The following is a 4,699-nucleotide window of genomic DNA, read 5'->3' on the forward strand; positions in this document are numbered from 1 at the left end:
TTCCAGCGGCTCTACAATCACGAACGTCCTCATCAGTCGCTGGACAACGCCACGCCTGCCGACCGCTACCAGGCTTCACCGCGCCGCTACGACGGAATCCTGCGCTCCCCGGAATACGGCGACCAGGAGGTCCGCTGGGTTCGTCACAATGGAGAGATCAAGCTCAACGGCCGGCTCGTCTACATCAACGCTGCTTTGGCGGGCGAGCCGATTGGGCTGACCGAGACCGAAGGCTGCTGGAGCGTCAGCTACGGTCCTGTCCTGCTCGGCTCCATCGCCTACCGCAGCGACCAACTGCGCAAGCCAAAACGGAAGGGCTGTGGACTTGGGGACAACGCTGCGCGTTGCCCCCAGGGTCCACAGCCCCAACAACAACAACAGACCTGAACGAAACGAGAATTGTGTTACCCATGTCGTCGGTCTGAACCGTTACCTATGTTGCCGGTTGCTCACTCGCCGCGATTAGCGGCGAGACGGGTGAGGGGTCTCTCTCCGCGTCCTCATCTCTTACAGTCGAACTCGCGGATACATCCCCTCATCCGGCGCTCGCGCCACCTTCTCCAGAAGGGGAGAAGGAAGAAATGCACTCACGGGCGCTTCAAGGGCTCGTGAGGAAAGGAGGAGGTTTTCGGCGCAATCGCCTTGCTCGACACGTTCCTTCTGCATTCTTTGGCTCGGACAACAGCCTCATTGCTATTTGCTCTACCTCCCTTGCGCTCCATCACACCCCCGCAAAAATCAATCCGACGACCACATCGGGAGACCGGCCATGGGCCTGCAAGAAACAAAAATCGAATCGCTTCCCTTCGTCACCGCCGAACTCAATTATCTCGCGCCGGCATCCGGCAAACCGCGTACTTATGCTTTCGATCCGCCGCCGGGCGAGCCCAAGAGCACGTCGCTGCCGGAGCCGCACCAGGTCCCGATCTTCGATGCGCGGCTGATCGCGGACAATTTTTCGCTCGATCGTGAGGGCTTTGCGCTGGTGCGTCATCCGACACAGGTGAAGGACTTTTACAACGAGGAGGAGATCCGCAGTGTCTACTATCCCGCGGTCGAAGCGTTCCTGCGGGCCACGCTGAAGGCCGATCGCGTCGTCATCTTCGATCACACTGTGCGCAAGCGTGTCGGAGGCGCGCCGGATATTCGTGGCGGCGGGCCGCGCCAGCCGGCAACGCGTGTCCATGTCGACCAGACCGCCGTCTCCGGCGCCAACCGCGTGCGCGAGCATCTGCCTGACGAGGCCGACGAGCTGCTGAAGGGACGCGTGCAGGTGATCAATCTCTGGCGGCCGATCCGCGGCCCGTTGCGCGATTCACCGCTCGCCATGGCTGATGGCACCACGGTGGCGCCTGACGATCTCGTCGCCTCCGACCTGATCTATCCCAACCGCCGCGGCGAGACCTATTCGGTGAAATACAATCCGAACCACCGCTGGTTCTATTTCCCGGAGATGACGCCGGACGAGGCGCTGCTGCTGAAGTGCTATGATTCCGCAACCGACGGCCGCACCCGTTTCGGGCCCCATACCGCATTCGTCGATCCGACCACGCCGGCCGATGCAGCCCCTCGCGAAAGCATCGAGGTCCGCACGCTGGTGTTCCACAAACAGTAACAAACTGTGATGGCCCTGCCGGGCCTTCCCGGCAGGGTTCCCGGAACCAAGCGGAACAAAGCGACGTTTGCAGCGCCGGGCAGGCCAACCCGGGAGCGGTGCCGTGCACGCGCAGACGACTCTATTGCTTGGTCTCGTGACTTTATCTCTTGCCCTAATGTCCGTTGCAAAAGCCGAAAGCGGCCTTGCCTCCTATTACGGATATGGAAAGGCCGGAAAAGGCGGCGAGTTGACTTGCGCCCACCGCACACGCCCGTTCGGCAGTGTGCTCAGGGTGTCCTACAGCGGACGCACGATTCAGTGCCGCGTCAACGATCGCGGCCCCTTCATCCGCGGCCGTATCGTCGATCTCTCGGTGCCGGCCGCCCGCGCGCTCGGCATGATGAGCGCGGGCGTGGTGCGCGTCTCGGTGGATTAGGCCTCCGGGCGCGCTATAGTGCCGCCCGAAACAGGGGGCACTATGGGCAGGATCAGGGTGGGACTCGTCGGCTGCGGCTTCGTGTCGGAGCTGCACATGTATGCGCTCCGGCGCGTCTATGGTGTGGACGTCGAGGTCGCGGCGGTCGCCGCGCGTGGCGACAAGGTCGTCGCGTTCGCCCGGCATCACAATATCCCGCGTGTTTATCGCAGCTTCGCCGAGCTGATCGCGGACGGCGAGCTCGATGTCATCGATATCTGTACCCCGCCGAACCTTCATGCGGAGATGATCGTCGCCAGCATGCAGGCCGGCAAGCACGTTATCTGCGAAAAGCCCTTTGCCGGCTATTTCGGCCGCGAGGGGGATGCGCGGCCGATCGGCAAGCATGTGCCGAAGGCGCTGATGTATGAGCGCGTGATCGAAGAGATGGACAGGACGCGGGCCGCGATCGAGCGCACCGGAAAACTCTTCATGTATGCCGAAGACTGGATCTACGCACCGGCGGTGACCAAGACCGCGGAGATCATCAAGGCGACGAAGGACAAGATCCTGTTCATGAAGGGCGAGGAGAGCCATTCCGGCTCGCACGCCGCGCACGCGGCGCAATGGGCGATGACCGGCGGCGGCTCGCTGATCCGCATGGGCTGCCATCCGCTCTCGGCCGTGCTGTATCTGAAGCAGGTCGAAGCCAGGGCGCGCGGCGAGAGCATCCATGTCGCCAGCGTCACCGGCGATGTCGGCAACGTCACCGCCGTGCTCAAGCCGGAAGAGCGCAGCTACATCAAGGCCAATCCCGTCGATGTCGAGGACTGGGGCACGCTCACCGTGACCTTCTCCGACGGCACCAAGGCCACCGTCTTCTCCGGCGACATGATCATGGGCGGCGTGCGCAATCTGGTCGAGACCTACACGAGCGGCGGCTCGCTGTTCGCCAACATCACGCCGAACAATCATCTGATGAGTTATCAGACCAGCGAGGAGAAGCTCGCCAGCGTCTACATCACCGAAAAGGTCGACCGCAAAACCGGCTGGCAATATGTCTGCCTCGAGGAGGAATGGACGCGCGGCTATCTCCAGGAGATCCAGGACTTCATGGAATGCGCCGCGACCGGGCGCCAGCCGCTGTCGGACCTCGCGCTGGCCTATGAGACGATCAAGGTGAACTACGCCGGGTACTGGGCGGCGGAGGAGGGGCGGCGGGTGGTGTTGTAGACCACTGGCGGAGCCGCAGTATCACCTCGCCCCGCTTGCGGGGAGAGGTCGGAATTCAAGCGAAGCTTGAATTCCGGGTGAGGGGGACTCTCCACGAATCTAACTGTCACCGTCCTCGCGGAGACTCCCCCTCACCCCAACCCTCTCCCCGCAAACGGGGCGAGGGGGCGCAGTACTGTCGCCGCCCGCGCCGCCCCTCACGTCCCGTAGGTCGATCCCTTCGGCAGCGGGAAGACCGGGTCCTGCGTACGGATGCTGGTCGGCCACACCACCGAGATGTGCTCGCCCGCGTTCTGCATCACCACCGGCGTCGAGCGCTCGTTCTGACCGGAGAGCGGCGTGCCCGGCGGGAAGAATTTCACGCCATAGCCCTGGATGGTACCGCCGACGGGGATGTCGACGTCGAGCGCAGCCTTGCGGATCGCCTCGGGCTCGAAGCTGCCGTACTTCTCCTTGGCGACCGGCAGCACGTTGTTGAGCAGCACCCAGGTCTGGTTGAAGCCCATCGAGCAGTGCGGCGGCACCTCGGTTGCGCCGGTCTTGGCCTTGTAGCGCGTGACCATGGCGTTGGTCAGATCGCCGATGCCTGGCGCGAGCTTGGCCGGATCGAGCAGCTGTGCCGGCACCGGATCGATGTTGCAGAAATTGTCGATGTCGGCGCCGAAGGTCGCGCGCAGCTTGTCGAGCTGGCTGTAGCCGGCGCCGGCGCCGAACAGCATCTTGAAGCGCAACCCGCTCTCGCGGGCCTGGCGCAGGAACAGGGTGATGTCGGGGTTGTAGCCGGCATGCGAGATCACGTCGGCCTTGGCACGCTTGATCTTGGTCACCAGCACCGATAAGTCGGGTGCGGAGGCGGAATAGCCTTCACGCAGCACCACCTGAATGCCGGCCTGCTTGGCGTAGGCCTCGTCGGCTGCGGCGACGCCGACGCCGTAGGGACCGTCTTCGTGGATCAGCGCGACTTTCACTTCGCCCGGCTCCATGCCGAGCTTGGCCTTGGCATGTTCGGCGAGGAAGGCAGCGAACGCCTGGCCATACTGGTCCGAGTGAATCTGCGCACGAAACACGTATTGCAGGTTCTTGTCCTTGAATACGGCGGTCGAGACCGCGGTCGTGATCCAGAGGATTTTCTTCTGCTGCTCGACCTTGGCCGCGAGCGGCACCGCATGCGAGCTCGCATAGACGCCGTTGAGGATGTCGATCTTCTCCTGACTGATCAGGCGTTCGGCCTCGTTGATCGCGACGTCGGGCTTGCTCTGGGAATCCGCAGCGACCGGAACAATCTTGGTCTTGCCGCCGACACCGCCCTTCTCGTTGACGAGATCGATCGCGATCTGCGCGCCGATCGACGAGGCGACCGAGCCGCCGGCGGCGAAGGGGCCGGTGAGGTCGTAGATCAGGCCGATCCGCAATGTCTCGGCTTGCGCCTGGGCGCGGGTCCAATCGAGGCTGAG

Annotated in this window: 4 protein-coding genes and 1 pseudogene; 4 read left to right on the forward strand and 1 reads right to left on the reverse strand. The window is 63.6% G+C overall.

What is annotated here, in order from left to right; genetic code table 11:
* The 4 genes and pseudogenes from A5906_RS42615 to A5906_RS21505 form a co-directional block, all read left to right on the forward strand.
* Nucleotides 1-387, forward strand: a pseudogene (locus tag A5906_RS42615) (integrase core domain-containing protein); the annotation flags it as partial.
* Nucleotides 388-769: 382 nt separating this feature from the next.
* Nucleotides 770-1,615 carry a CmcJ/NvfI family oxidoreductase gene (locus A5906_RS21495; protein WP_080137326.1) on the forward strand — a complete coding sequence of 282 codons (846 nt, stop codon included), beginning with the start codon at nt 770-772 and terminating at the stop codon, nt 1,613-1,615.
* A gap of 103 nt (nt 1,616-1,718) precedes the next feature.
* Nucleotides 1,719-2,033, forward strand: a complete 315-nt coding sequence (locus A5906_RS21500) for a septal ring lytic transglycosylase RlpA family protein (RefSeq protein ID WP_080137327.1) — start codon at nt 1,719-1,721, stop codon at nt 2,031-2,033.
* Nucleotides 2,034-2,075: 42 nt separating this feature from the next.
* A complete protein-coding gene (locus A5906_RS21505) occupies nt 2,076-3,245 on the forward strand; it encodes a Gfo/Idh/MocA family protein (RefSeq protein ID WP_080137328.1) in 1,170 nt (389 codons plus the stop codon).
* A gap of 197 nt (nt 3,246-3,442) precedes the next feature.
* Here A5906_RS21505 and A5906_RS21510 read toward each other — a convergent pair.
* On the reverse strand, nt 3,443-4,699 hold a 1,257-nt coding region (locus A5906_RS21510), incomplete at its 5' end, for an ABC transporter substrate-binding protein (RefSeq protein ID WP_245326837.1).

The sequence above is a fragment of the Bradyrhizobium sacchari genome, from assembly GCF_002068095.1.
GTDB lineage: Bacteria > Pseudomonadota > Alphaproteobacteria > Rhizobiales > Xanthobacteraceae > Bradyrhizobium > Bradyrhizobium sacchari.

Excerpts from the sequence above, each read along its gene's own strand:
- A5906_RS21495 (WP_080137326.1), top strand. The coding sequence starts at position 770 with ATGGGCCTGCAAGAAACAAAAATCGAATCGCTTCCCTTCGTCACCGCC.
- A5906_RS21505 (WP_080137328.1), top strand. The coding sequence starts at position 2,076 with ATGGGCAGGATCAGGGTGGGACTCGTCGGCTGCGGCTTCGTGTCGGAG.